The sequence below is a fragment of the Alteromonas naphthalenivorans genome (assembly GCF_000213655.1).
Taxonomy (GTDB): Bacteria; Pseudomonadota; Gammaproteobacteria; order Enterobacterales; family Alteromonadaceae; genus Alteromonas; species Alteromonas naphthalenivorans.
The window spans coordinates 4,031,791-4,055,371 of the sequence record NC_015554.1 but is presented as its reverse complement, the minus strand read 5'-3'; the positions used below and the strand labels follow the sequence as shown (position 1 = coordinate 4,055,371).

Sequence of the window (23,581 nt, the reverse complement as noted above, 5' to 3'; positions counted from 1 at the left end):
TTTAATTCCATGTGCTTCCGGCCCATGCACTGTCTACTATGGAGCTGTACCATTTGAGTGCAGCTTTCCACTGTCGCATGGTAAACCTTATTCGGCAAGCAATAGCTCTAAGGCCAAGGTAGTGGAATGATAGCACGCTTCTGGTTTCGGTATTCGCTTGGAATTGGCGATGTTTGTTCGAAGAAACAAGCACCATACCCAGTAATATAGCAACCAGTGACGCTAATGTTGTCAGCAATATCAATATTGTAAGACGTTGCTTTTTAATACTTTTGTTTTGTTCATAGCCAAGCCCGAACTTGGTGCTTTTCATGTCCCTAAACCCTTCTTCAATTTGCATCCGCTGTCGATAAATACCGACCACTTGTTTTGATAACTGCCGATGAGAAGAGAGCGATGTTGCCAATAGCCAAGGATCTTTTGCACCCTGAGCATGTTTTTTTGAATGTCCTGAGCGCTTGAGCGAACCATCAGTGTTACGAGCGTGACGGCCTTTACTTTTTTGTTTAAATAAAACAAGCGTGCAGGCAAAAGGATTGCTTCTGACTATCTGGCTATTATCAAAACGCTTTGGTCTGCACGTGGCTTGAGCGTAAAGCTGATGAATACATTGCCACGTGTGCCCAGCGTCAGACGAGTAATAATGCGGCCGACGCACGCGACCGACAATATCCCACCCTAACGCCATCACCTCCCTGAACCACGGTGATTTATACCCTGCATCTGTAACGATAATGGGATGGCATTGTGAAGGTAATACTGCTCGCAGAGCATGCAAAAATGCTCTGTGCGTCGCTTGCTTTTCTCTGGTTTTATTACAATGGACTTCTTGGTAAAGCGTGATGGACCTGCCTTTAAGAGAAATAGCTGCGCGCAATAGAAAATGACCGTTATGCTCATCAAGATCTGACCAATCTACGGAAATAACAGGCCGCAAAATATGACTACATAACAACTGGCATGTAGCTGCATAGATAGTTGGCGTTTCATGTAATAAGTTTGTATTGGAAAGTAATCGGTCGGCTCGCTTAATCCGATGCTTCTCAAAGGCTTTATTATTGATGCCTCGACCTATGCTCGTGACAGTTGCGGCATTTCCGTTAAGCAAACTTTTAACACATGCGGTAAGTGCTTTTTGTCGCGACATATGCATTTTAAAGCTGACAAGCGAGATGACTTTGTTCACAATAGATAGGGCATTCATGGCGTTTAACCTTCATTTGTTTTTGGCGAAAGATCTGATCACCAAACGTCATGAATGTTCCCTTTATTTTTTATCTTACTGAATTTTAGTCATTATTTGTGGGGATACCTCAGGGGCTGTTCCGTATTAAATGTACGATATTTACCTAATTTGCCACACTTATAAGTAGTAACCCACCTCCGCAGCCATTTATTGGTGTGGTCTACAGAGGATTATGTCTTTTTAGAGGGGAAAATCCCTAGAACCCCTAATTCAACGCCTTTTTTGCCATCATCCTAAATGACAAAAACAACCTTATAAATAAATTTATAGCTAATGATTATGATTAATCTAACTTATCAAGTTGAGCATCTAGTTTTTTTATTAAAACTCTCAAATCATTAATATTACTTAATAAATCATCAGATACATTAGATGTATCAGTACAGATGAAACTTAGATTTTCAGCACTTTTCGCAAGTTCTGATACAGCAGCTATTTGCTCAGACAAAGATAATGTTGAAGAAGACATATCTGTAGAAATCGAATGAACAGAATCTAATACAATTTTAACTGCCTCAGAAGAGTCTTTAGATAAGCTAATAGCCTCTTCAGTCGCAGCTGAAGCTTCATCTCCATTTTTCCCTGCATCGACAATTAGTTTTCTAAGAGTCGTTGTCATCTCAGTAATATCTGAAGTCGACTTTCTTGTTTTATGGGCTAAAGATCTAACTTCATCAGCTACAACTGCAAAACCTCTTCCATGTTCTCCGGCCCTAGCCGCCTCTATCGCAGCATTCAATGCCAATAAATTTGTTTGCTCGGCAATATCTTCTATTATTTTTGCAAAACTATCGATATTTTTAGCATTACGCTCAACATGTTCAAATGTACTATCAAAAGCTCTAGCGGCCTCAGCAACATCGTGAAGCTTTACTAAAAGTTGTTGTACAAAACTATCAGCCTTATCTGAATTACTACTAGCCTGAGAAGCATTAGAACTTATAGTTTCAAAAAAGCCACCAACCTGCTTCATTGTATGATATAACTCTTCTGTAGTTGACGCTATCTGACTAGAGTGATCATCAAGCTTTTCTGTTGACTGCTGATTCCTAACTGCATTCTTTTCTATCTTATTACTAAGATTAACGAAACCATCACTAGATAAATTAACAGCAGTTATAATTTTAGAAAGTCGTAAAGACGCTTTATTGAATTGTTTGCCAATGTCAGCAAACTCATCATCACTACTTACCTTATATTCAGCATTTAAATCACCACTAGATACAGAAGAAGCAATTTTTTTTAAATCATTAATTCCTTGGAGAATATTAGATCTAGAAACAAAAAAAATTACTACGGAAAAAAAGACCAATAAAAAAGCAATGGGGATAGACCAATTACCAATAGTAAAAAAGTTTAACTCGGCAAGGAGATAAAGTGTTGATGCAACAAAACCAACAATAGAATTAGATAAAATAAGCTGGTTAATCTTAATGTTACGTAAAAATGCCATTGATAATCTTAAAAAATTTAAATTAAAACTAAAACTAGTTTAACATTAGTTTTACAATAGTGCTTATTTCGATCACTCACAGTACACATAAAAAACGGTTAAACTCGTTTCCCTGCATCTTTATACACTTCTGATTTATCTCTTTTGCCTATCGCCACAACAAGGATAGACACTTTTTCATCATGCACTTGGTATATTAACCGGTATCCAACTTGACGCAATTTAATCTTGTAGCAGTCAGGAAGCTCTCTTAACCGGTTAGCTTCAACTCTTGGTTGTTCCAGTACTTCGCTTAACTTCTTTTTAAACTGTTCACGAACGATAGCGCCTAACTTACGCCACTCTTTAAGCGCACGAGGATCAAATTCTAACTCATAGGTCATCTAGCGAGACCTTTACTCCAGCTTCTGGATCAGCTAAACGGGCTTGTGCCACAGCAATCAGCACTTCATCTTCACTTGTTAACGGCACTGATTTGAACGGTAGCTTTTCTCTTTGTGCTACATACTCCAAAGTTTGTCTTACCAACTCAGACGGGGTTACACCAAGCTTCTCTAATGCGGCAAAAGAGCGTGCTTTTAACTCATCATTAACCCGAATATTAATCGTGCCCATAACTCACCTGTAATTACAAATGTATTTACAAGGATTATAGAGGATCAATACTAAACCGCAAGGGCTATTCTATGACAATGCTTTGCGAGTACTAAAACCATTTTTAAAACCCTCCGATTGGACATCAGAAGCATGGTGTCCAATTGGGGCTTTTTTTGCATTTTTGCAACCAATACCCCCGCTATGTACACACTCGCTTAGGCTCGTAAACATAGCGGGGGTATGGTTTAAGCTTAATTCACGCAAAAAAATACGCGCAATATAAATTTATTTGACGAATTTAAACTCATCACATATATTAATTCTTGAAAATAGAGTTGTGCCTTTAGCACACCTGCTACACCGGATACAGGTAAACGATCTGAGGTCTAGCTCTCTGCTAGGTTCTAGTTACCCCGCTAGCGCAACGCGAAAATGGGAGGCCTGATCACCATGTCAGGAAATAGTCATCCACTAGCGAAAATCGAAATAGGAGATCAACGATGCAAAACGTAAAAGCCACTTAACCAGTGTAAAGGTCAGTGATTCATCCCACTTAAAACACGATGCGGAATAGACTAGAGAAGTCTGAATCTTCGCTCCGTTATGCGTAAATCAGGCTAATAGGGGTTCTAGGGATTTTCCCCTCTAAAAAGACATAATCCTCTGTAGACCACACCAATAAATGGCTGCGGAGGTGGTTTACTTTCAGCTTGGAGCCTAATCATCCACTATCGGCCTTGTTATTTCGCCAATATTGGGCAATTTCCCAGTATTAGTGAAGTTATACGTTCCGCTTAAGTTGATATTTTGCCACGCAACGGGCGAAACAGCACGAGTGATACCCGCTTTCTCTTCATCTCCTCTCGCTTCAAAGTGTCCCAGCAGATGACTCAGTATCGCGGAGTTGAAGTAGATGATCGCGTTGGCAAGCAATCTTGCACATTCATTCCAGATAGCGATTTCACTCTCGTTTTTGCCTCGGAACTGATCGCCATTCACCGACGCAATAGCCCGTCTCAGGAAGTGCCACGCTTCTCCCCGGTTAAGGGCACGCTGAACGTACTGCCGCAAACTGGCATTGTCTATGTAATCCAGTAAATATTGCGCTTTGACCAGTCGATTATACTCCGTCAGCGCCTGTAATGTCGGGTGCCCCGAAGGATAACCAGACAACTTTCTTACCAGCATTGCCTGTGTCGTTCGCTTTGTCTGAAGTGACAGAACAATGCGCCTAATATCCTGCCATCCCGTTTCGATGACATTCGTCCTGATGGGCTTTTTCAGGGCAAGGTTGGTGCCGCCGTGTTCATTTTCAGTTACGTCAAACAGATCATTGATGACACTACTGAACTGCGCGTATCGCGGTGCAAAACTGTAACCGCATAGATCCAGTAAGGCGAAGTTAACATGATTGACACCGTGTGTATCTGTCGAGAGTACGTCAGGTTTGATTTCACTGCTGTTGGATTGTAACAGGTCATAAATATAGTGTGATTCGTGCTCGTTGGAACCGATGATCCGAGCATTGAGGGCGCTGTGGTTGGCCACCAGTGTCATGGCCGTGATCCCTTTGTTGGTGCCGAAATACTTAGAGGAGTACCGGGTTTTAAAGGTTTCCAGATGGGTTTCGAATTTCTGACCATCCGCACTGACATGCAGCTGGTCCTCCTGAATATGGTAGTGGCGGAAGATGGGTAGCGCTGCAACCGCATTATTGATCACGTCGCTGGCGTCATGCAGCGTTTCAGGCCGGATATAGTTGGCCTGCACCGTACTCAGGTGTTCATAGCTTCGATCGGAGATCTGCGCCATGCCATACACACCACGGTGAGTGGCGTTGGCAATCAGAATGGCCAGTAAATCATCCTGATGAGTGAACCCTTGTTTTTGTATCGGAAGTACATGAGTCAGACATTTCATGAACCCGGTTTCGCGCTCTACATACCGCAGTACATCCGCGATACCGACCGGTTGCATTCGCTTAAAAAAGGGATTGTTGACCAGAGATGTAGCGCTTTTGGTCGGCAGACGCCAGCGGGTACCGGTACGATTTTTCATGATCACATTTCGATTGTCTCCCTCATCAATATGGAGAGCAACGTCTTTGAGTGCACTTTCCAGCCGGTGTTGTTTCTCCTGTAACAATAACTCTGCGGGCTGTTTTAGTCTGTCCAGTGTTGATGAGGCCAGCAAGGTATCCTGCGATGTCTGGGGGATCAGGTCGTCTTCCAGTGCGCGGTATTTGGTAACATTTGGCAAATAAATGCGTCCATTCAGTCGTGAGGTTAACTGCCGGTAGAGCAGCCATTCGTAACGTTGCGGGTTAACGTTATCCTGTTTAACCAACCATGGGAGGTGCTTTTTCGGGATGAGCGACGTATCCATCGTCTTCAGTGGTCCACCGAATGCGATTTCCGTCTGCATCTGTTGAAGTTGGGCGACGACGGCTTCTGAGCCTTTACCGGCCTCACATTCAAGGCACAAGAACACCTGCCTTAACAGTTGCTCCAGGAGATTGCATTGTTCATCGTAATGTTGCCACTGGTACTCTTCCACGGTCCGTTTCTGTTTTCAGGTAAAGGCAGAGGGTCTGGATATCCCTGTCATTCATGACCTTCAATGCCTGTTGTCTGACTACTGAGAAGGGTTGATTATCATCAATGTTCTCATCCACAAACAGATGCAGTAACTCTGCCGCTTTCGTGACATTGTCCGCGGCTGACTGCCAGGACAGGAACACTGCTTGTTGTGCAAAGGTGTTGGCAGCTTCTTGTTGCTTGCGGATATGGTAAATGAACCCATCAGTTAACCGTTCCAGTGCCAGTTGTATCCGCTCTGTCAGGTGACATAGCAACCATAGATGCTGCTGTGCGCGTTTGAATCGTTTGAGTTTACTACCGTAATAGTTGATGAGCTCACCGAAGTGTTGTCGATTTTTAAGAGACAGATTAAGCCCATCGATAACGCCATTGATTTGCGTGCGCCATGGCGCTAACTGATGATAAAGGGCAAGCTCTTTTTTAAGTTCAGGTACGGTCAGACTTTTTGCACCGCCTCTGAGCTGGTTCAGGCTTAGTCCGTCATCAATGGCTGTTATGCTGTCCAGAAAGACGTGAAGTTCAGGACTGGTGAGTTGATTAAGTTGGTGCGCCAGGTCTTTTCTGACCTGCTGCATCGCTCTGCTTATCAGTCTCTGGAGTACGGTGTACCTAGGGATAGCAATGCTGTGACTGGTTAGGAATTCAATAGCAGTATCAAAGAGGTAACGCGGCTCCAGCCAGGCATTGCCCACCTGAACAAGGTGGTCGAAAAGAGAATTGAAGTGCTGACTTTCGTCCCATTTGTGATAACCAGCAAGGTCTAATACTTTTGCGTAGAGTCGATCTTTTTGTTTTTTGTGAGGGAGTGAATGGTCTGAGCCCCTTGCCGCCAAGCAGCTCTTTACTGATGAACATTAAATCCTTAGAAACCTGCGAGTAAGCGATATCTAGGATGACGGGCTTTGATTTGAAGTATCCCAAAATCGCGACAAAGTAACATCTATGAGCTCTGAGACGAATTGACCGAAAAACTGCCAATTCCGCATCGTTCAGAGAAAAGTACAGACGTTGTTCTTCGATTGAAAAAATGGGTGGGGAATAAAGATCTGCCTGTTCTGCTCTCGTGAGAATAGTAATTTCGTTTTTGATGGCCATATCAGGGCTGTTCCGTATTAAATGTACGATATTTACCTAATTTGCCACACTTATAAGTAGTAACCCACCTCCGCAGCCATTTATTGGTGTGGTCTACAGAGGATTATGTCTTTTTAGAGGGGAAAATCCCTAGAACCCCATACAGTGGCTTCACTCCTTACTCAAAAGCATAATCAAAATGCTACACACCAACCTAACACTTATTTGGCATCAATCTTTTGTCTTCTTATGGCAATATCCAACCAAATGTGTGGGCTCAAAGGATATACTCAGATTATCGAGTTTAGCGTCCGAATCTGCTTAATAGCTTTCACAATTATCAATATAATAAACAAAAATTCAAAAAATTGTTTATATAACAAACGCTTAACGACTACTTAACGACTAAATAGCTAGTCAATTTCCAACAGCAGGAGTGTGAGTGCATGATTCGACATAGCCTTATTCATCCACCCATCATTCTCGATATCGAGGCATCGGGGTTGGCAGAGCCAAGCTATCCCATAGAAATCGGCTTTTATAAATCGGATTCCGATAGCTTTTGTACGTTAATAAAGCCTGCTGCTCATTGGAATTACTGGTCGGCAGAAGCAGAAAAACTCCACGGCCTATCCCAGGATATTATTACCCATCGCGGAAGAAGCACTCGAGCCATCGCACACGAACTGAACCGCTTACTAGCAGGGAAAACCGTGTTCAGTGATGGGTGGGTGGTGGATTTTACCTGGTTCAACAAACTTTTTTATGATGCCGGAATAGCCTCAACGTTTCGGTTATCAGCCATTGAAACCATTATGACAGAAGCAATGATCGACATCTGGGATCAGACTAAGCAAGATATTATTGCAGAACTTGGCATAGCTCGACATCGTGCTTCGACCGATGCTAAAGCCATCCAAAAGACATGGTTACGTGCTCACCAACAAACGCTTAACCCTGAAAAAATGCGCGCGTAAAGTAGAAGTTTTCACATAGAATAGGGATTTTTGGGCATTATTAATTAACGTGAGGATTAACGATCGAAATGATAATGAAGAGTAATATGACAAGCTAAACCTATGTTACTAGGAAAATATAGGCTTAGCTTGATCGTTAAAAGGTTATTTGAATTTTTTTAAGATGCGGTGATAAGAGTCTTTCAATTCAGCGGTCAGCAGATTAGCTTTGATGACTACGTCTTCAGATGATTCTTTGGTCTCGTCAGCGATATCGGCAACTTTTGCTTTTAGCTGATCCCACTTTTTTTCTGCTTCATCAAATTCATCTTTGGCATCCATAGACGCAAGGTGCAGCTTTAACTTAATTTCGTCTCGTTCCGTTTTAATCTTCTCGTAAAAACTATCGAAACTTTCTTCAGCCTCTGTTTGCTTCTCAGCAAGTTGTTGTTTAAGTGAACTGTAGGAGGCTTTTAACTCGACGCTCTCGTCTTTAGCTTTGGCAATGAGAGATTCTGATTTACTTTTCGTCTCATCTGCTATTTCTGCTGCTTCTAGTTTCAAAAGCTCCCATTTTTTTTCTGCGGCTAAAAATTCTTCTCTTGCATCCATGGATGCTAAATGCATTTTAACTTTCACTTCATCTCGTTCAGTTTTTAACTTTTCAAATAAACGATTAAATTCCGCCTTAATAGATAGGGTCATAGCGTGCCTCAAATAAAGTTATCTTAAAGAAAAATATTATCTGTATAAATAACATAAAAATATTACAATTTATAAGACTTTATCTTCAATAAAAACTAATCTGAAATAACTATGTCATACATCAATATCTTCATATCCACTAAGGGGTTCTAGGGATTTTCCCCTCTAAAAAGACATAATCCTCTGTAGACCACACCAATAAATGGCTGCGGAGGTGGTTTACTTTCAGCTTGGAGCCTAATCATCCACTATCGGCCTTGTTATTTCGCCAATATTGGGCAATTTCCCAGTATTAGTGAAGTTATACGTTCCGCTTAAGTTGATATTTTGCCACGCAACGGGCGAAACAGCACGAGTGATACCCGCTTTCTCTTCATCTCCTCTCGCTTCAAAGTGTCCCAGCAGATGACTCAGTATCGCGGAGTTGAAGTAGATGATCGCGTTGGCAAGCAATCTTGCACATTCATTCCAGATAGCGATTTCACTCTCGTTTTTGCCTCGGAACTGATCGCCATTCACCGACGCAATAGCCCGTCTCAGGAAGTGCCACGCTTCTCCCCGGTTAAGGGCACGCTGAACGTACTGCCGCAAACTGGCATTGTCTATGTAATCCAGTAAATATTGCGCTTTGACCAGTCGATTATACTCCGTCAGCGCCTGTAATGTCGGGTGCCCCGAAGGATAACCAGACAACTTTCTTACCAGCATTGCCTGTGTCGTTCGCTTTGTCTGAAGTGACAGAACAATGCGCCTAATATCCTGCCATCCCGTTTCGATGACATTCGTCCTGATGGGCTTTTTCAGGGCAAGGTTGGTGCCGCCGTGTTCATTTTCAGTTACGTCAAACAGATCATTGATGACACTACTGAACTGCGCGTATCGCGGTGCAAAACTGTAACCGCATAGATCCAGTAAGGCGAAGTTAACATGATTGACACCGTGTGTATCTGTCGAGAGTACGTCAGGTTTGATTTCACTGCTGTTGGATTGTAACAGGTCATAAATATAGTGTGATTCGTGCTCGTTGGAACCGATGATCCGAGCATTGAGGGCGCTGTGGTTGGCCACCAGTGTCATGGCCGTGATCCCTTTGTTGGTGCCGAAATACTTAGAGGAGTACCGGGTTTAAAGGTTTCCAGATGGGTTTCGAATTTCTGACCATCCGCACTGACATGCAGCTGGTCCTCCTGAATATGGTAGTGGCGGAAGATGGGTAGCGCTGCAACCGCATTATTGATCACGTCGCTGGCGTCATGCAGCGTTTCAGGCCGGATATAGTTGGCCTGCACCGTACTCAGGTGTTCATAGCTTCGATCGGAGATCTGCGCCATGCCATACACACCACGGTGAGTGGCGTTGGCAATCAGAATGGCCAGTAAATCATCCTGATGAGTGAACCCTTGTTTTTGTATCGGAAGTACATGAGTCAGACATTTCATGAACCCGGTTTCGCGCTCTACATACCGCAGTACATCCGCGATACCGACCGGTTGCATTCGACTTAAAAAGGGATTGTTGACCAGAGATGTAGCGCTTTTGGTCGGCAGACGCCAGCGGGTACCGGTACGATTTTTCATGATCACATTTCGATTGTCTCCCTCATCAATATGGAGAGCAACGTCTTTGAGTGCACTTTCCAGCCGGTGTTGTTTCTCCTGTAACAATAACTCTGCGGGCTGTTTTAGTCTGTCCAGTGTTGATGAGGCCAGCAAGGTATCCTGCGATGTCTGGGGGATCAGGTCGTCTTCCAGTGCGCGGTATTTGGTAACATTTGGCAAATAAATGCGTCCATTCAGTCGTGAGGTTAACTGCCGGTAGAGCAGCCATTCGTAACGTTGCGGGTTAACGTTATCCTGTTTAACCAACCATGGGAGGTGCTTTTTCGGGATGAGCGACGTATCCATCGTCTTCAGTGGTCCACCGAATGCGATTTCCGTCTGCATCTGTTGAAGTTGGGCGACGACGGCTTCTGAGCCTTTACCGGCCTCACATTCAAGGCACAAGAACACCTGCCTTAACAGTTGCTCCAGGAGATTGCATTGTTCATCGTAATGTTGCCACTGGTACTCTTCCACGGTCCGTTTCTGTTTTTTCAGGTAAAGGCAGAGGGTCTGGATATCCCTGTCATTCATGACCTTCAATGCCTGTTGTCTGACTACTGAGAAGGGTTGATTATCATCAATGTTCTCATCCACAAACAGATGCAGTAACTCTGCCGCTTTCGTGACATTGTCCGCGGCTGACTGCCAGGACAGGAACACTGCTTGTTGTGCAAAGGTGTTGGCAGCTTCTTGTTGCTTGCGGATATGGTAAATGAACCCATCAGTTAACCGTTCCAGTGCCAGTTGTATCCGCTCTGTCAGGTGACATAGCAACCATAGATGCTGCTGTGCGCGTTTGAATCGTTTGAGTTTACTACCGTAATAGTTGATGAGCTCACCGAAGTGTTGTCGATTTTTAAGAGACAGATTAAGCCCATCGATAACGCCATTGATTTGCGTGCGCCATGGCGCTAACTGATGATAAAGGGCAAGCTCTTTTTAAGTTCAGGTACGGTCAGACTTTTTGCACCGCCTCTGAGCTGGTTCAGGCTTAGTCCGTCATCAATGGCTGTTATGCTGTCCAGAAAGACGTGAAGTTCAGGACTGGTGAGTTGATTAAGTTGGTGCGCCAGGTCTTTTCTGACCTGCTGCATCGCTCTGCTTATCAGTCTCTGGAGTACGGTGTACCTAGGGATAGCAATGCTGTGACTGGTTAGGAATTCAATAGCAGTATCAAAGAGGTAACGCGGCTCCAGCCAGGCATTGCCCACCTGAACAAGGTGGTCGAAAAGAGAATTGAAGTGCTGACTTTCGTCCCATTTGTGATAACCAGCAAGGTCTAATACTTTTGCGTAGAGTCGATCTTTTTGTTTTTGTGAGGGAGTGAATGGTCTGAGCCCCTTGCCGCCAAGCAGCTCTTTACTGATGAACATTAAATCCTTAGAAACCTGCGAGTAAGCGATATCTAGGATGACGGGCTTTGATTTGAAGTATCCCAAAATCGCGACAAAGTAACATCTATGAGCTCTGAGACGAATTGACCGAAAAACTGCCAATTCCGCATCGTTCAGAGAAAAGTACAGACGTTGTTCTTCGATTGAAAAAATGGGTGGGGAATAAAGATCTGCCTGTTCTGCTCTCGTGAGAATAGTAATTTCGTTTTTGATGGCCATATCAGGGCTGTTCCGTATTAAATGTACGATATTTACCTAATTTGCCACACTTATAAGTAGTAACCCACCTCCGCAGCCATTTATTGGTGTGGTCTACAGAGGATTATGTCTTTTTAGAGGGGAAAATCCCTAGAACCCCAATCTACTTACCCTATTAGCGATGGTGCTAGCGATTGGCTTAGTTGTAGACGATGCAATTGTTGTAGTAGAAAATATTCATCGTCACATTGAAGAAGGACTGTCCCCAGTAAAAGCTTCGCTTTTGGGCGCCCGAGAAATAGTATGGCCAGTGGTTGGTATGACTATAACACTAGCCGCGGTCTATGCTCCAATAGGCATGATGGGAGGTGTTACTGGCGCTTTATTCAAAGAGTTCGCATTTACCCTCGCCTGCTCGGTAATTGTGTCGGGGGTCGTCGCTCTTACTCTGTCTCCGATGATGAGTAGCTATATGCTCGACGCTAAAATGTCTGAAGGACGATTAGCCCAAATAATAGATCGAACCATGACCGGCTTGGCAAATCGTTACGGCAAGCTGCTTAGTTATGTATTGCACGCAAGAGCCGCGGTTTTATTTGTTTGTGTCGCCATTCTAGCAGGCATAGTCGTGTTATTTATGGGGGTTAATCATGAATTAGCACCAGGCGAAGACCAAGGTTATGTTTTTGTTCAAACCAAATCTCCCCAATACGCAAGTGTAGATTATACAGAGCAAGCGACGCTGGAAGTTGAAAATGTGTTCAGACAACTTCCTGACTATCAAGCAAGCTTCTTCGTGAATGGACTAGATGGGCAGAATAGCGGGTTTGGTGGTGTCGTACTAACGCCTTGGGATGATCGTAAAATGAATACCAACGAAGTAGAAGGCATTATTAACGGTCAATCTGGAAAAATTACCGGAGCTTTTGCTACAGCCTTCCAACCGGCACCGTTGCCTGCGGGTAGCGGTGGCTTACCTGTTCAAATGATTCTGCGCGCACCATCTGAGTTCTCTGAACTGTACAAAACAATGGAAGGAATTAAAGGTGCAGCATGGGGTAGCGGATTGTTTGCTTTTGTAGACAGCAATCTGGCTTTTGACAGTCCACAGGCTCAAATCTCTATAAATGCATCTAAAGCAGGCGAGATGGGCGTTAGCATGAATGATGTCGCAGAGACACTAGCCGTTCTTGTTGGTGAAAACTATATTAACCGATTCAATTGGTTCGATCGCTCTTACGATGTAATTACTCAAGTGCCTCAAAGCGAACGACTAGCCCCTGATGATTTATCAGGATACTACGTTCGAGCCCAATCAGGTGAGATGGTGCCGCTATCCACGGTCGTTGATATAAAAGTCACCCCACAGGCCAATCGGTTACCACAGTTTAACCAAATGAACGCTATTACCTTGTCCGGCGTCCTTCTACCGGGAGTAACCATGGGACAAGCTGTTGAGTTTTTACAGGCACAACCACTTCCTCCTGGCGCTCAGATAGACTGGATGTCCGACAGCAGGCAATTTGTCAAAGAGGGTAATCGCTTAATCATCTCCTTTGGATTTGCGCTGATCGTTATATTTTTAGTCTTAGCTGCTCAGTATGAGAGCTTCAAAGACCCATTGGTAATTTTGATTACAGTACCGCTAGCTATTTGTGGGGCCCTAATTCCACTTTGGCTAGGATTTGCAACGATGAATATTTACACCCAAATTGGGCTAGTCACCCTAATTGGGCTCATATCTAAACACGGTATTTTAATGGTGTCTTTTGCCAATGATATTCAGAAACATCAAGGCTTGAGCCCTATGGATGCAATGCTACACGCAGCAATGATTCGTATGCGTCCGGTTCTAATGACTACGGCTGCAATGGTATCAGGATTAATTCCTTTGATGTTTGCCACAGGAGCGGGTGCAGCCAGTCGCTACTCCATTGGCTTAGTGGTTGTCACAGGTCTACTGATCGGCACCTTTTTTACACTATTCGTATTGCCCACTATTTACACTCTGCTTGCCCGCGATCACCGCGAAACCTCAGCTTCTGAGCGCGAGCGAGAGTTACTGGAAGAGGATTCAAATCATGCATAAGATTAAGGCTTATCGTGCGCCCAAGACTACATTACTTTCCCTCACCTTGATGCTGGCACTTGGCGGTTGCTCACTTGCACCAGAATACAAGAAACCAGAGAACCCGGTGTCGGCAAGCTGGATATCAAACGAAGCAAATAGAATCGAGAATAAATCAACTATTTCATCTGGCGCACAGGTCAACTGGCAGGAATTTGTTAAAGACCGCCATTTAGCAGCTCTTATCGAGCTAGCGTTAAATAGTAACCGTGACTTGAAACAAACACTGCTTAATGTCAAAGCCGCTCGAGCTCAATACGGCATACAACGAGCGGATACGTTGCCAACAATCGCGGTACAAAGCACTGCAACACGTCAACGAACCCCAGAAGACTTAAGAATCCCTGGTATGCCAAGCGTTCAAAATACGTATCGCGCTGGTGTGGGATTTACTTCGTTTGAGCTTGATTTTTTCGGAAGGGTTGAGAATATGACGGAGGCTGCACTTCAGGAGTACCTTGCAACCGAAGAGGCGGCACAAAGCTTACGCATTAGTCTAATAGCTGACGTTATTCAAAGCTACCTTGTTTATCAGGGCGCAGTGAAACGCTTAGATATTGCTGAGCAAATTAAGCTATCAAGAGAAGTGACTCAAAGCAAAATCAAACAACGTCAGGCTTTTGGTGCGGCTACAGCTATAGAGTTTCAGGATGCCCTCGCTTTAACTTTACAATCCTATGTCGAAGTAGAGCGGTTAAAACGGGAGCAAGAATTAGCGCAGAACGCACTGACTCTGCTAGTGGGAGTTCAGGACATAACTCCAATGCTAAATAAAATATCCTTAGATGAGTCTCCAATCGTAGACGAGATCTCACCTGGTGCACCTCCTGAACTTCTGATATTCAGGCCTGATATTCGTTCTGCAGAGCATCAGTTGATGGCAAGAAACGCAAATATTGGAGCGGCCCGAGCAGCATTTTTCCCTAGCATTTCACTTACCGGTTTTTTCGGGGCTTCCAGTATGGAGCTATCAGAGCTATTCAATAGTGGACAGCGCAGTTGGTCTTTTTCTCCACAGCTATCATTACCCATTATTGACAATGGCAGAAACCAGGCGAATCTTGAGTTAGCAAAAATCCGTAAAGATATTGCCGTAGCAAATTACGAACAGACCATACAATTAGCATTCAAAGAAGTAGCAGATGCTCTCGCCTCCATTGATACTCTTCGGCGCGAACAAACCGCTCAGGAGAAGCTAACTGAAACAAGCAAAGAACGTCTTCGTCTGTCCAGGGCCCGTTACGAAAATGGAATAGATGACAACCTCAGGTTTCTTGATGCTCAACGGGAAAATTTAACAAGTCAGCTAGCAGCGATTAACGTTAGAACTCAAAAGCAGATAGCTATATCTACCTTGTATCGTTCGCTTGGAGGAGGCTGGTTTAGTGGTGCTGACAGCGCTGAGCAGGTTAGCCAGATCAAATAGCGTTGTATTCATAGAACTGGTTACAAGGAAGTAACCAATTCAGCTTGTTGAAAAAAGCCCACTGTTTTGACTTGCTTTGTCAGAGTCAGGATCTTTAGCTATCTTAGTATGGTGTTGACTGGATTTTGATGCCTTCGGTATATCTACTATGTTATTACTTCGTGCAACTTATGCAGCTTTACTTCTTACATGTAGCGAATATGCCAACGCGCAATTAAAAGAATGCGTTATGAACGTTTATGAGAGCGGCGACGACTCAATGACACTTAGCGAAATCCGGGATAAGTGCGGAGCGCAAACATCGGAGATAGAAGTTGACAGTATTAAACCTATAGCTGCTTCTTCCACGACCCCAGGATTAATATCAAAACGCTTTAATAATGAATCCCGCACAGAGTTTGAACCCTATGTAATAACACCTCATAGAGTCAATTTTTACTTACCTTTTTACACTACAAACTCGATTAATAAATTTGCTTATCAGACTTATGGTGGCTATGAAGAGAACCTTGAGGATTTAGAGTCTAAATTTCAGATAAGTCTGAAAGTCCCTCTTAATCACAAAAGCCTCTTTATCGAAGGTGACGGTATTTATTTGGGTTTTACCCTACAAGCGCTCTGGCAGGTCTACTCGAGCAACATTTCTAAACCCTTTCGAGAAACCAACTATCAACCGGAAATATTCTACGCAGCCCCTTTAGGCTGGCAACCCTTCCAGAGTAATACAGGTTTTATCCTCGGGTTCGAGCATCAATCTAACGGACAAGCTCAGCACTTATCCCGCAGCTGGAACCGCATTTACGGCAGCTTTCTACTTGAGAAGGAAAACTTTGCGCTGTCGTTTCGCCCCTGGTACCGAATAGAAGAAGAAGCAAAGGACTTCCCACTCGATCCAGATGGTGACGATAACCCTGATATTAATGAGTACATGGGCCATTTTGATCTGGAAATGGTTTATAAATGGAACGAATTACAAATAGGCTTCACGGGTCGCCGGAATTTCGCCACACATAAAGGCTCAACTGAATTCAGCCTAACTTTCCCACTTTGGGGAAAGTTGAAAGGTTATGCTGTGATGTTTAATGGTTATGGGGACAGTTTAATCGACTACAACTATAGCCAGACAAGATTCGGATTAGGTCTGGCGCTTAACGAACGATTATAAGTTAAAACAGGTAAAGTCCTGACTAAGTACGCGAAAGCAATCCGTTTCGAACGGTAGAATTGTTTTCAGTTCAGAATCTGTCTGCTTATTGTTTTATGCTAGAAAAGAAAAACAACATCGAACCTGATATTCCGACAGAAAGCTTACAATTCATAAACAAAAAACAATATTAATATAAACAGTGCCTTACAAGCATATTCGACAAAAATATGGAATATATAGACTACAAAGATATTAAAACTACGGAATATTGTCTACTCCAAACATGAATGATATTAATATCGTGTATTAGATTCGTTAGCTATCTAAATTATAGATGACTCAGTACACTCAAGGTTTACGCAATACACAATTTTAAGTACAGAGGTTGCCATGAGAGTTACTGTATCCCCATTAAATAAAGACATAAATGTTGAGGCAGGCTCAAACTTGCTGGAATCTCTTCTAGCAAATGATATTCCAATTTCATACAGTTGCATGTCTGGACAGTGCAATACCTGCCAGTGCACGTTAACATCGGCAAGTAACGCTGGCAGTAAAGTGCTAGCGTGCATGACTCAATTAGAAACTGACTGTTCAATAGAAATCCCGGAAGTCGACGAAATTGTTACTCATCCGGCGAAAAAATTAAAGGGCACGGTTACAAGCATTGAGCAGCAGACCCACGACATAATTAAAATAAAGTTGAAAACCAATAAGCCATTAGAATTTACTGCCGGACAATATGCTTTATTGGAATTTGCGCCAGATGCAAAGCGCCCCTATTCAATGGCGGGATTGGACCAGGACGATGAACTAGAGTTTCATATCCGTATCGTTCCTGGGGGCCGAGTGACTCCTAAACTCGCTGAGACTTTACGAGTTGGCGATAAAGTGAAAGTGGCTGGGCCTAGAGGTGCCTCATATCTACGTAAGGCTAACAGCGATCCCATTTTGTGCATCGCAGGAGGAACTGGGTTCGCACCAATGCTATCTGTTGCTAGAGGCGCTCTGGAAGCGGGTTTACAAAATGACGTATTTTTTTACTTTGGCGTTCGAACCATAAAAGATGTTTATGGAATAGACATTCTAGAGCGCCTTAGCAATGAATATAAGAACTTCAGCTACAAAATAGTAATCAGTGAATCAGGCGATGAGTCCAGTTATGCACAAGGGTTTGTAACCGACATAGTAAAAGACGATTTTGACACTTTTGCAGACTGGCGAATCTACCTTGCGGGCCCCCCGCCGATGGTTGAGGCTGCTCAAGCATTAGTTGTTGAAAAAAACGCAACTCTCGCTAATGTTTATGCTGATGCATTTTATGCAACAGGCGATTGATAGCTTAAAGTAAGTCTAAAGGCTCCGGTAATTGTAACCGTTAATTGGCCGAGCCTTAGTCAAGCTATTCTCTTCCAAAGCTGCAAAAGCAGCTTAAGGAACCCATTCCTGATTGGAGTTTGGATGAAGGGAGAATGTCAATAATGTTGTTTAATCAGTTTCTTTCAGATAAGAAAATTCATCTATTTCCAAAACCTAATTTGGAACCGACATATCTTGGCTGAGGTCATTGCTGGATAATAAATAGTTATAATAATCCAGAATTTCACGTTCGAGATTATTTTTTAAGTCATCCGGCAGGACAACACTTGGCGAGCTTTCGACCTCTTTTAAAATATGAGATTCAACGTCTAGGAGATTCTTAGCACAATATTTACGTCCGAACGGATCTTTCTCTAGATAAGAATCTACATTATCCAAAATGTATACATCCTAGGAAGTCTCGATATCAGACAAGGTGTCTTGAAGGAGAGTGATCCACTTTTTAGCATCGTCACTGTACTGTCCTACAAAATTTTGACCATTGTAGACTACTCTTGCTCCGGTAAGGATAGAGCTGATGAACTACTATTGCGGAAAGAATTAGCGTTTGCGAACAGGAAGCTGAAAAGATACTGGCAGCCTACAAAACCATTTGTAGACGGCTTTAAGAATCACGATTGCTCTGATTTAGTCGGTCTGCGGAGTTGTAAAGCCTACCTAGAGTATTTCGATCACGTACTTAACGTATTCGAAATTGCTGACATCAGGTGGCTTCGATGATTGCTTTTTACATTGCCTAGAGCCATTTGGGCAGTCTGGCAAGCTCAATCAACAGGAACCTGGTGAACGGTTACGTATATTGTCAGCCAGAACTTCTCTAGCAGTTTGATGTGGGTTGCGATGTCATAAAACAGCAGGCCAGCCTTTCTGGATTGTCGATTTTGATTCCATACACCGACAAAAATACTAAGGGGTTACAATAACGACGAAACAAAGCAACACTAGCAAGATGAGTGCTATCACAGCCGGAATTGAATGGGCAAACTCCTTATGCCGCCAGAGTGTTACAACAGCAAATATCATAATGACAGTTGCTAATGCTGAGCCATATAAACGTGTTCCTTGATAAAAAATCAGGCCTGCAGCTATGAGCTCGAGAATAGCTGTAACTATGAAACCATTCAGGGTAGCCCCATAATTTAAATTGTGCGCGGGTAGTATCTTTAGCAGGTATATTGACGAAAAACCCAACCACCATAAACCCGCCTAAAAGTACTGATAAAACTGTTTCTAGGTCAAAACTCATATCACCCAACTTAAAATAATCTTCATTAGTAGATAGTTGAAAGCAATCATTTGCTTAAAACATTACTTACTCATAAACACAATGCACTGCCAGTACCTGAGAGTATGGCTATGCGTTTGATTCTTAAAAAGAACAGTAGTGACAAAAAAACAGACACTCAGTTTTCACTGCGAGTGTCTGTTGTGGCAAAAATGATTAAAACTCGTATTCCCGTCCAAAAGTCTAGGGAAGGAAATTACTTATTCAAACCGAACGAGAATTTTTTCACCGTCCAAAGAGGTTTCATAGGTTTTGATATCTTCAGTTAATGGTGCACACATAGCCTTACCAGACTTGATACAGAACTTCCCCTGGTGAAGGGGGCATTCTATTTCACCGTCTTCAACGAAACCATCGCTCAGCAACGCCTGCCCGTGGGTGCATACATTATCGGTAGCGAAAACCTCACCATCAATTAAATAAAGTGCAACAGGGTGCCCATTTACATTAATACCAATTACATCATCTTCTATAAGATCTTCTTGATTCGCTACAGGTATCCAACTATTACTCATGTTTCACCTCATATCGGATATATCAGAGAGTTGAGAATCATGTCATTGTCAAAAACGCAGACTCGGGATTGCAATACCAGAGAGTCACCATCAATGACGAAGCGATCAACATACCGCCCAACATTGAAAACCTCCGCTATACCGTCATTCTTAGTTCTAAATACAGAGTAATTGGCCTGAGCATCAATAAAGTCTTCACTGCTACTAATCACTCTTGGGGCTGAAACGACATGTTTCTGCATGTATGGGTCATGAAAAATGGTTTCTGTAACACCATATATACGATCTTTTAGCATGCCTTTACCCTCTAGAGACAAAGCAGCCATAGGCAAATCTCGATCGTAATTTTCGCGCGATTGAATTTTATAAATACAATCATCTGTAAACATGTTAAACCAGCTATCCCACTCTTCCAGGTCAATACTCGCTGCATAATCCTGATAGAACTGGGTCAATTTTAAGTAAAGTTCTGTAGTCATCACTTAAACCCCCATCTGCTTGCGCCAATAATCGTACATACCTCGGATAAGAGTTTCAGATACCATATGGTCAGTATGCTCAATATCCCGTCCCCCTAACTCAACCAGAGTTTGATAGTCTTTTTTAGCTTCAAAGCCCTCTTGCGAAAACTCGATAACTTCACCGTCATCAGCTGAGACAAATCCTGCAGGACCAAATAAGTTAGCTTGCCGTAACCGTCGCTCCGTTAACTCAGGAGTATCATCCTCGTAGCCAAAGTGAGTCCATACGAAGTCAAAGGAGCCATTACCATTAGGCTGAATATGCCTGGTGCTAACACTGTTAACCTGTTGCTGTAGAATTACGCTTGGAAACACTGTCATCATTACTGCTGTAGGACCATCCCACCATTCTTCAGGCTGCACATCCAAAAAGCGCGGATCATTCAATTGCATCTCTTCTTTGAAACTACTGACGTTGGTAGTTTGCTCATTTTTACCACCACTGCCTCGGGTAGAAATCATGGCCGCGTGACGATAATGTTCATCCATTTTGAGTTCAGAGCGATTATCTGCTCGCCATAATCCAAAAGTAACAAACCACGTGTGCAACAAGCCCGGGTGATAAGGATCTTTGATATTTTCCATCATCAGTTTCCAGTTACCCGGAATCCGTTGCTTGTTATATCCCAGAACCTTCAGTTTTCGTCCATTAAACATGCGGTCAAAGTAGTGCAACATTTCAGGGCCAAGAAAGTCTTCAAATGACTCAACATCATGATCAAAACTGGCGAAAACAACCCCACCTCGTTGAGCAACCTTTAGCTGAGTTAAGCCATGTTCTTTTGGTTTAAAGTCTTTTGGCATTCCGCCCTTTACTTGACCATCCTGCTTAACACCACGGCGAAATGGAACACCCTGCAAATCACCTTCTAACGTATAATTCCACTGGTGATACGGGCATACAAAGCTCTGTGCATTACCATGTTTCTTACGGCAAAATCGCATCCCTCTGTGAGCACAAATATTCTCTACAACATGAATTTCGCCTTGCTCGTTACGCACCATAATTACAGAACGCTCGCCGATCACGGTACGTTTAAAGTCACCTGGTTCAGGTATTTCTGCTTCAAGACCAACATAACACCAGTGTTTTTTGTAAAAGATATTTTTAAGCTCTTTCTCGTATATACCTTTATTGGTATATGCCCAGAATGGAATTTTACTTGTATCGTCAAACTTCCACTCTGTTTCGCTTAAGAGTTCTTGATTATTCACATGACTCTCCTCTTTGTGTTAGGTGTACCGCTTTGAAAGCAACAGAAATAACAATTCATTAACCAAATAAGTTGCCTGCGACTATAAATTCAGTAATGATATTAAGAAAGCTAATGTGACTAATAAACGATATTAACCAGACTAATATGTTGTGAATTATGATTGAGCTTCAAGACGTCGATTTAAATCTACTTGTAATATTTCAGCTAATGTATAAGGAGCGCAAAACAGGAGTAGTAGCAGAGCAACTCAACTTATCTCAGCCTGCTGTGAGTCACGCTATTGGCAGATTAAGGCGACTATTTAATGATGAACTATTTGAGCGTACAGCAAGAGGTATGCGGCCAACTCCGTTCTCTGACAACATTTATTATTCTATAAGCCAGGGATTAAGCACTCTTCATGATGGAATCAACTTTCAAGATAAGTTTGATCCCAACGACAGCAGCAGGATGTTTAAAGTTGTCATGACAGATTTAGGCGAAATGTATATTCTTCCGCGACTACTGGACTACCTTGCGAAACATGCTCCAACTGTATCAATCAGTACTGTTAGAGAAGCTGACGGCTCGCTAAGAGATGACCTTGAGTCAGGCAACATGGATCTGGCATTAGGCCTTATTCCGCAGTTAGAGGCTGGGTTTTATCAACGTCGGTTGTTTGAGCAACGGTATGTATGTTTAATGCGCAAAGGTCATCCACTAAGTAAAGGAGAATTTAGTTTAGAACGTTTTGCTGAAGCCGAGCATATAGTTATCGAAGCCAAGGACACAGGTCATGTGGGCGTTGAGAAATGCCTTAAAAAAAGTGGTATAGCCAGAGTTATACGATTACAGCTTCCAAATTTCATGTCAGCACCTTATATAGTTGCTCAAACAGATCTTATTGCAACAGTTCCAGAAACATTGGCCATGACCACAAAAGACAGCCTCGGTCTGGAGGTACGAGAACATCCTGTAGAAATTCCCCCAGCCCAAATCAATCTGTTTTGGCACAAACGTTACCATCAGGACAGTGGCAATATGTGGTTGAGAAACGTGTTATATGACATTATCCCGTCAAATTAGTCGCATTTAATTAAACGCTCGCTCAGTTTCATGCACCTTGTTTGCAACAATATTTTGATAGATAGGGCATAAGCTATTTCAGTCTTCATTTAATGAACAACTAGCTTTGCGGAAACACTCTAAAAGGGCTTCGACGGCTTTATCATCGACAACCTCATCTCGCCAGCACATACCAACAGAGCCATCGTCTCCAGCGACGTCAATATTCAAGGGCTCCATAAGACCTCTACGTTTAAAATGATTTGCGACTTCTTCTGACGCAACGGACAACATATTCGAATGCTGCAGTAACCAAAGATTAGCGACCTGAGACGAGGATTCAACCCTGTACGTGGGAGGTTTTTGCCCCGCGAGAGTCAAAGATGCATCAAACTTACGCCGGATAGGTGATCCATCAGGCCAAACTATCCAGTCGAACATTAACAGGTCATCCCAATATAACGTTTTCTTTTGTGTTAAAGGGTGGCCAGGCCGGGACACGATGCAAATATTCTCACTGTAAAGATGTTCATTACGAAACTTAGAGCTGGGTTGGTAATTATCCAAACGTCCAACGACTACGTCTAAATCACCTCGAGCTAATTGAGACAATAAAATATTCATTGTACTTTCTTGCACGCGGACACTGGCTTGTGGGTGTAATTTAAGAAACTTCGCAATCGCTGTTGGTACGAAACTTGGCGCTGATGCTGGCGAGGTTCCAATTGCTATGGTTCTGCCTGAACCATTTTTCGCTGCACTGATATTTTCTTGTGCGCGCTCTATTTCTGCTTGAATTCGAATGGCGTGTTCCAGCAGTAATTCGCCTAATAATGTAACTTGTAAGCCCCTCGCCTTTCGCTCAAAAAGCACTCCCCCTACATCCTGTTCGAGCTCTTTTAACCAGCGTGATAACGCAGGCTGAGTAGTGTAAAACGCGTTCGCTGTCTTGCTTAAGCTTTTTGACTCGTTTAAATGAATGAGCAGGCTTATATGCTTTAGCTTTAAATGTCGTGACCAATCCATACAACATACCATTAGTGATATACATCAATGATTATATATCATTTGTCGTTATATGTAAGCTATTACAA

General features: G+C 43.0%; 16 protein-coding genes and 3 pseudogenes. 7 read left to right on the top strand and 12 right to left on the bottom strand.

Going from position 1 to position 23,581, the window contains the following annotated elements; translation table 11 throughout:
- Position 1: 1 nt before the first annotated feature.
- The 5 genes and pseudogenes from AMBT_RS17755 to AMBT_RS22260 all read right to left on the bottom strand — a co-directional run bounded on the left by AMBT_RS17755 (position 2) and on the right by AMBT_RS22260 (position 6,991).
- Complete coding sequence (locus tag AMBT_RS17755; RefSeq protein WP_013786029.1) at positions 2-1,204, bottom strand: IS4 family transposase; 1,203 nt, start codon at positions 1,202-1,204, stop codon at positions 2-4.
- Between the two features lie 325 nt (positions 1,205-1,529).
- On the bottom strand, positions 1,530-2,699 hold the full coding sequence (locus AMBT_RS17750; protein ID WP_013786028.1) for a methyl-accepting chemotaxis protein: 1,170 nt from the start codon (positions 2,697-2,699) through the stop codon (positions 1,530-1,532).
- Between the two features lie 98 nt (positions 2,700-2,797).
- The gene (locus tag AMBT_RS17745) at positions 2,798-3,082 is read right to left on the bottom strand and encodes a type II toxin-antitoxin system RelE family toxin (protein ID WP_013786027.1); all 285 of its coding nucleotides are present in this window, start codon (positions 3,080-3,082) and stop codon (positions 2,798-2,800) included.
- Positions 3,072-3,314, bottom strand: coding sequence for a type II toxin-antitoxin system RelB/DinJ family antitoxin (locus AMBT_RS17740; protein WP_013786026.1), 243 nt, complete (start codon positions 3,312-3,314; stop codon positions 3,072-3,074). Before AMBT_RS17740 ends, AMBT_RS17745 begins: the two co-directional genes overlap by 11 nt.
- Before the next feature lie 699 nt (positions 3,315-4,013).
- A pseudogene (locus tag AMBT_RS22260) lies at positions 4,014-6,991 on the bottom strand (Tn3-like element ISShfr9 family transposase).
- A gap of 425 nt (positions 6,992-7,416) precedes the next feature.
- On the opposite strand from AMBT_RS22260, the gene AMBT_RS17725 reads away from it, so the two are divergent.
- The gene (locus AMBT_RS17725) at positions 7,417-7,947 is read left to right on the top strand and encodes a 3'-5' exonuclease (protein WP_013786025.1); all 531 of its coding nucleotides are present in this window, start codon (positions 7,417-7,419) and stop codon (positions 7,945-7,947) included.
- A gap of 144 nt (positions 7,948-8,091) precedes the next feature.
- Here AMBT_RS17725 and AMBT_RS22775 read toward each other — a convergent pair whose 3' ends face one another.
- Together AMBT_RS22775 and AMBT_RS17715 are read right to left on the bottom strand one after the other, a co-directional pair.
- Positions 8,092-8,631: a hypothetical protein gene (locus tag AMBT_RS22775; protein ID WP_013786024.1), complete on the bottom strand. Its 540-nt coding sequence runs from the start codon at positions 8,629-8,631 to the stop codon at positions 8,092-8,094.
- 237 nt (positions 8,632-8,868) lie between these two features.
- Positions 8,869-11,845: pseudogene (locus AMBT_RS17715) on the bottom strand (Tn3-like element ISShfr9 family transposase).
- A 160-nt stretch (positions 11,846-12,005) separates the two neighbouring features.
- On the opposite strand from AMBT_RS17715, the gene AMBT_RS17705 reads away from it, so the two are divergent.
- From AMBT_RS17705 to AMBT_RS17690, 5 genes and pseudogenes are all read left to right on the top strand, one after another.
- Positions 12,006-13,913, top strand: a complete 1,908-nt coding sequence (locus AMBT_RS17705) for an efflux RND transporter permease subunit (protein ID WP_013786023.1) — start codon at positions 12,006-12,008, stop codon at positions 13,911-13,913.
- Complete coding sequence (locus tag AMBT_RS17700; protein ID WP_013786022.1) at positions 13,906-15,378, top strand: efflux transporter outer membrane subunit; 1,473 nt, start codon at positions 13,906-13,908, stop codon at positions 15,376-15,378. Before AMBT_RS17705 ends, AMBT_RS17700 begins: the two co-directional genes overlap by 8 nt.
- A 148-nt stretch (positions 15,379-15,526) precedes the next feature.
- On the top strand, positions 15,527-16,543 hold the full coding sequence (locus AMBT_RS17695) for a phospholipase A (RefSeq protein ID WP_041452610.1): 1,017 nt from the start codon (positions 15,527-15,529) through the stop codon (positions 16,541-16,543).
- Between the two features lie 372 nt (positions 16,544-16,915).
- Positions 16,916-17,044 (top strand): annotated as a pseudogene (locus tag AMBT_RS23230) (2Fe-2S iron-sulfur cluster-binding protein); the annotation flags it as partial.
- Positions 17,045-17,095: 51 nt separating this feature from the next.
- Positions 17,096-17,863: an FAD-binding oxidoreductase gene (locus AMBT_RS17690; RefSeq protein ID WP_013786019.1), complete on the top strand. Its 768-nt coding sequence runs from the start codon at positions 17,096-17,098 to the stop codon at positions 17,861-17,863.
- A gap of 195 nt (positions 17,864-18,058) precedes the next feature.
- Here AMBT_RS17690 and AMBT_RS22480 read toward each other — a convergent pair whose 3' ends face one another.
- The 4 genes from AMBT_RS22480 to AMBT_RS17665 all read right to left on the bottom strand — a co-directional run bounded on the left by AMBT_RS22480 (position 18,059) and on the right by AMBT_RS17665 (position 21,441).
- Positions 18,059-18,283, bottom strand: coding sequence for a hypothetical protein (locus AMBT_RS22480; protein ID WP_013786018.1), 225 nt, complete (start codon positions 18,281-18,283; stop codon positions 18,059-18,061).
- Positions 18,284-19,390: 1,107 nt separating this feature from the next.
- Entirely contained in the window at positions 19,391-19,705 is a 315-nt protein-coding gene (locus tag AMBT_RS17675; RefSeq protein ID WP_013786015.1) for a non-heme iron oxygenase ferredoxin subunit, read from the bottom strand.
- Positions 19,706-19,713: 8 nt separating this feature from the next.
- Entirely contained in the window at positions 19,714-20,184 is a 471-nt protein-coding gene (locus AMBT_RS17670) for an aromatic-ring-hydroxylating dioxygenase subunit beta (protein WP_013786014.1), read from the bottom strand.
- Between the two features lie 3 nt (positions 20,185-20,187).
- Positions 20,188-21,441 carry an aromatic ring-hydroxylating dioxygenase subunit alpha gene (locus AMBT_RS17665; protein WP_013786013.1) on the bottom strand — a complete coding sequence of 418 codons (1,254 nt, stop codon included), beginning with the start codon at positions 21,439-21,441 and terminating at the stop codon, positions 20,188-20,190.
- Between the two features lie 158 nt (positions 21,442-21,599).
- Here AMBT_RS17665 and AMBT_RS17660 point away from each other — a divergent pair, with 158 nt between their 5' ends.
- Entirely contained in the window at positions 21,600-22,508 is a 909-nt protein-coding gene (locus AMBT_RS17660; protein ID WP_013786012.1) for a LysR family transcriptional regulator, read from the top strand.
- A gap of 78 nt (positions 22,509-22,586) precedes the next feature.
- On the opposite strand, the gene AMBT_RS17655 is transcribed toward AMBT_RS17660, so the two are convergent.
- Positions 22,587-23,513 carry a LysR family transcriptional regulator gene (locus AMBT_RS17655; RefSeq protein WP_013786011.1) on the bottom strand — a complete coding sequence of 309 codons (927 nt, stop codon included), beginning with the start codon at positions 23,511-23,513 and terminating at the stop codon, positions 22,587-22,589.
- Positions 23,514-23,581: the final 68 nt, after the last annotated feature.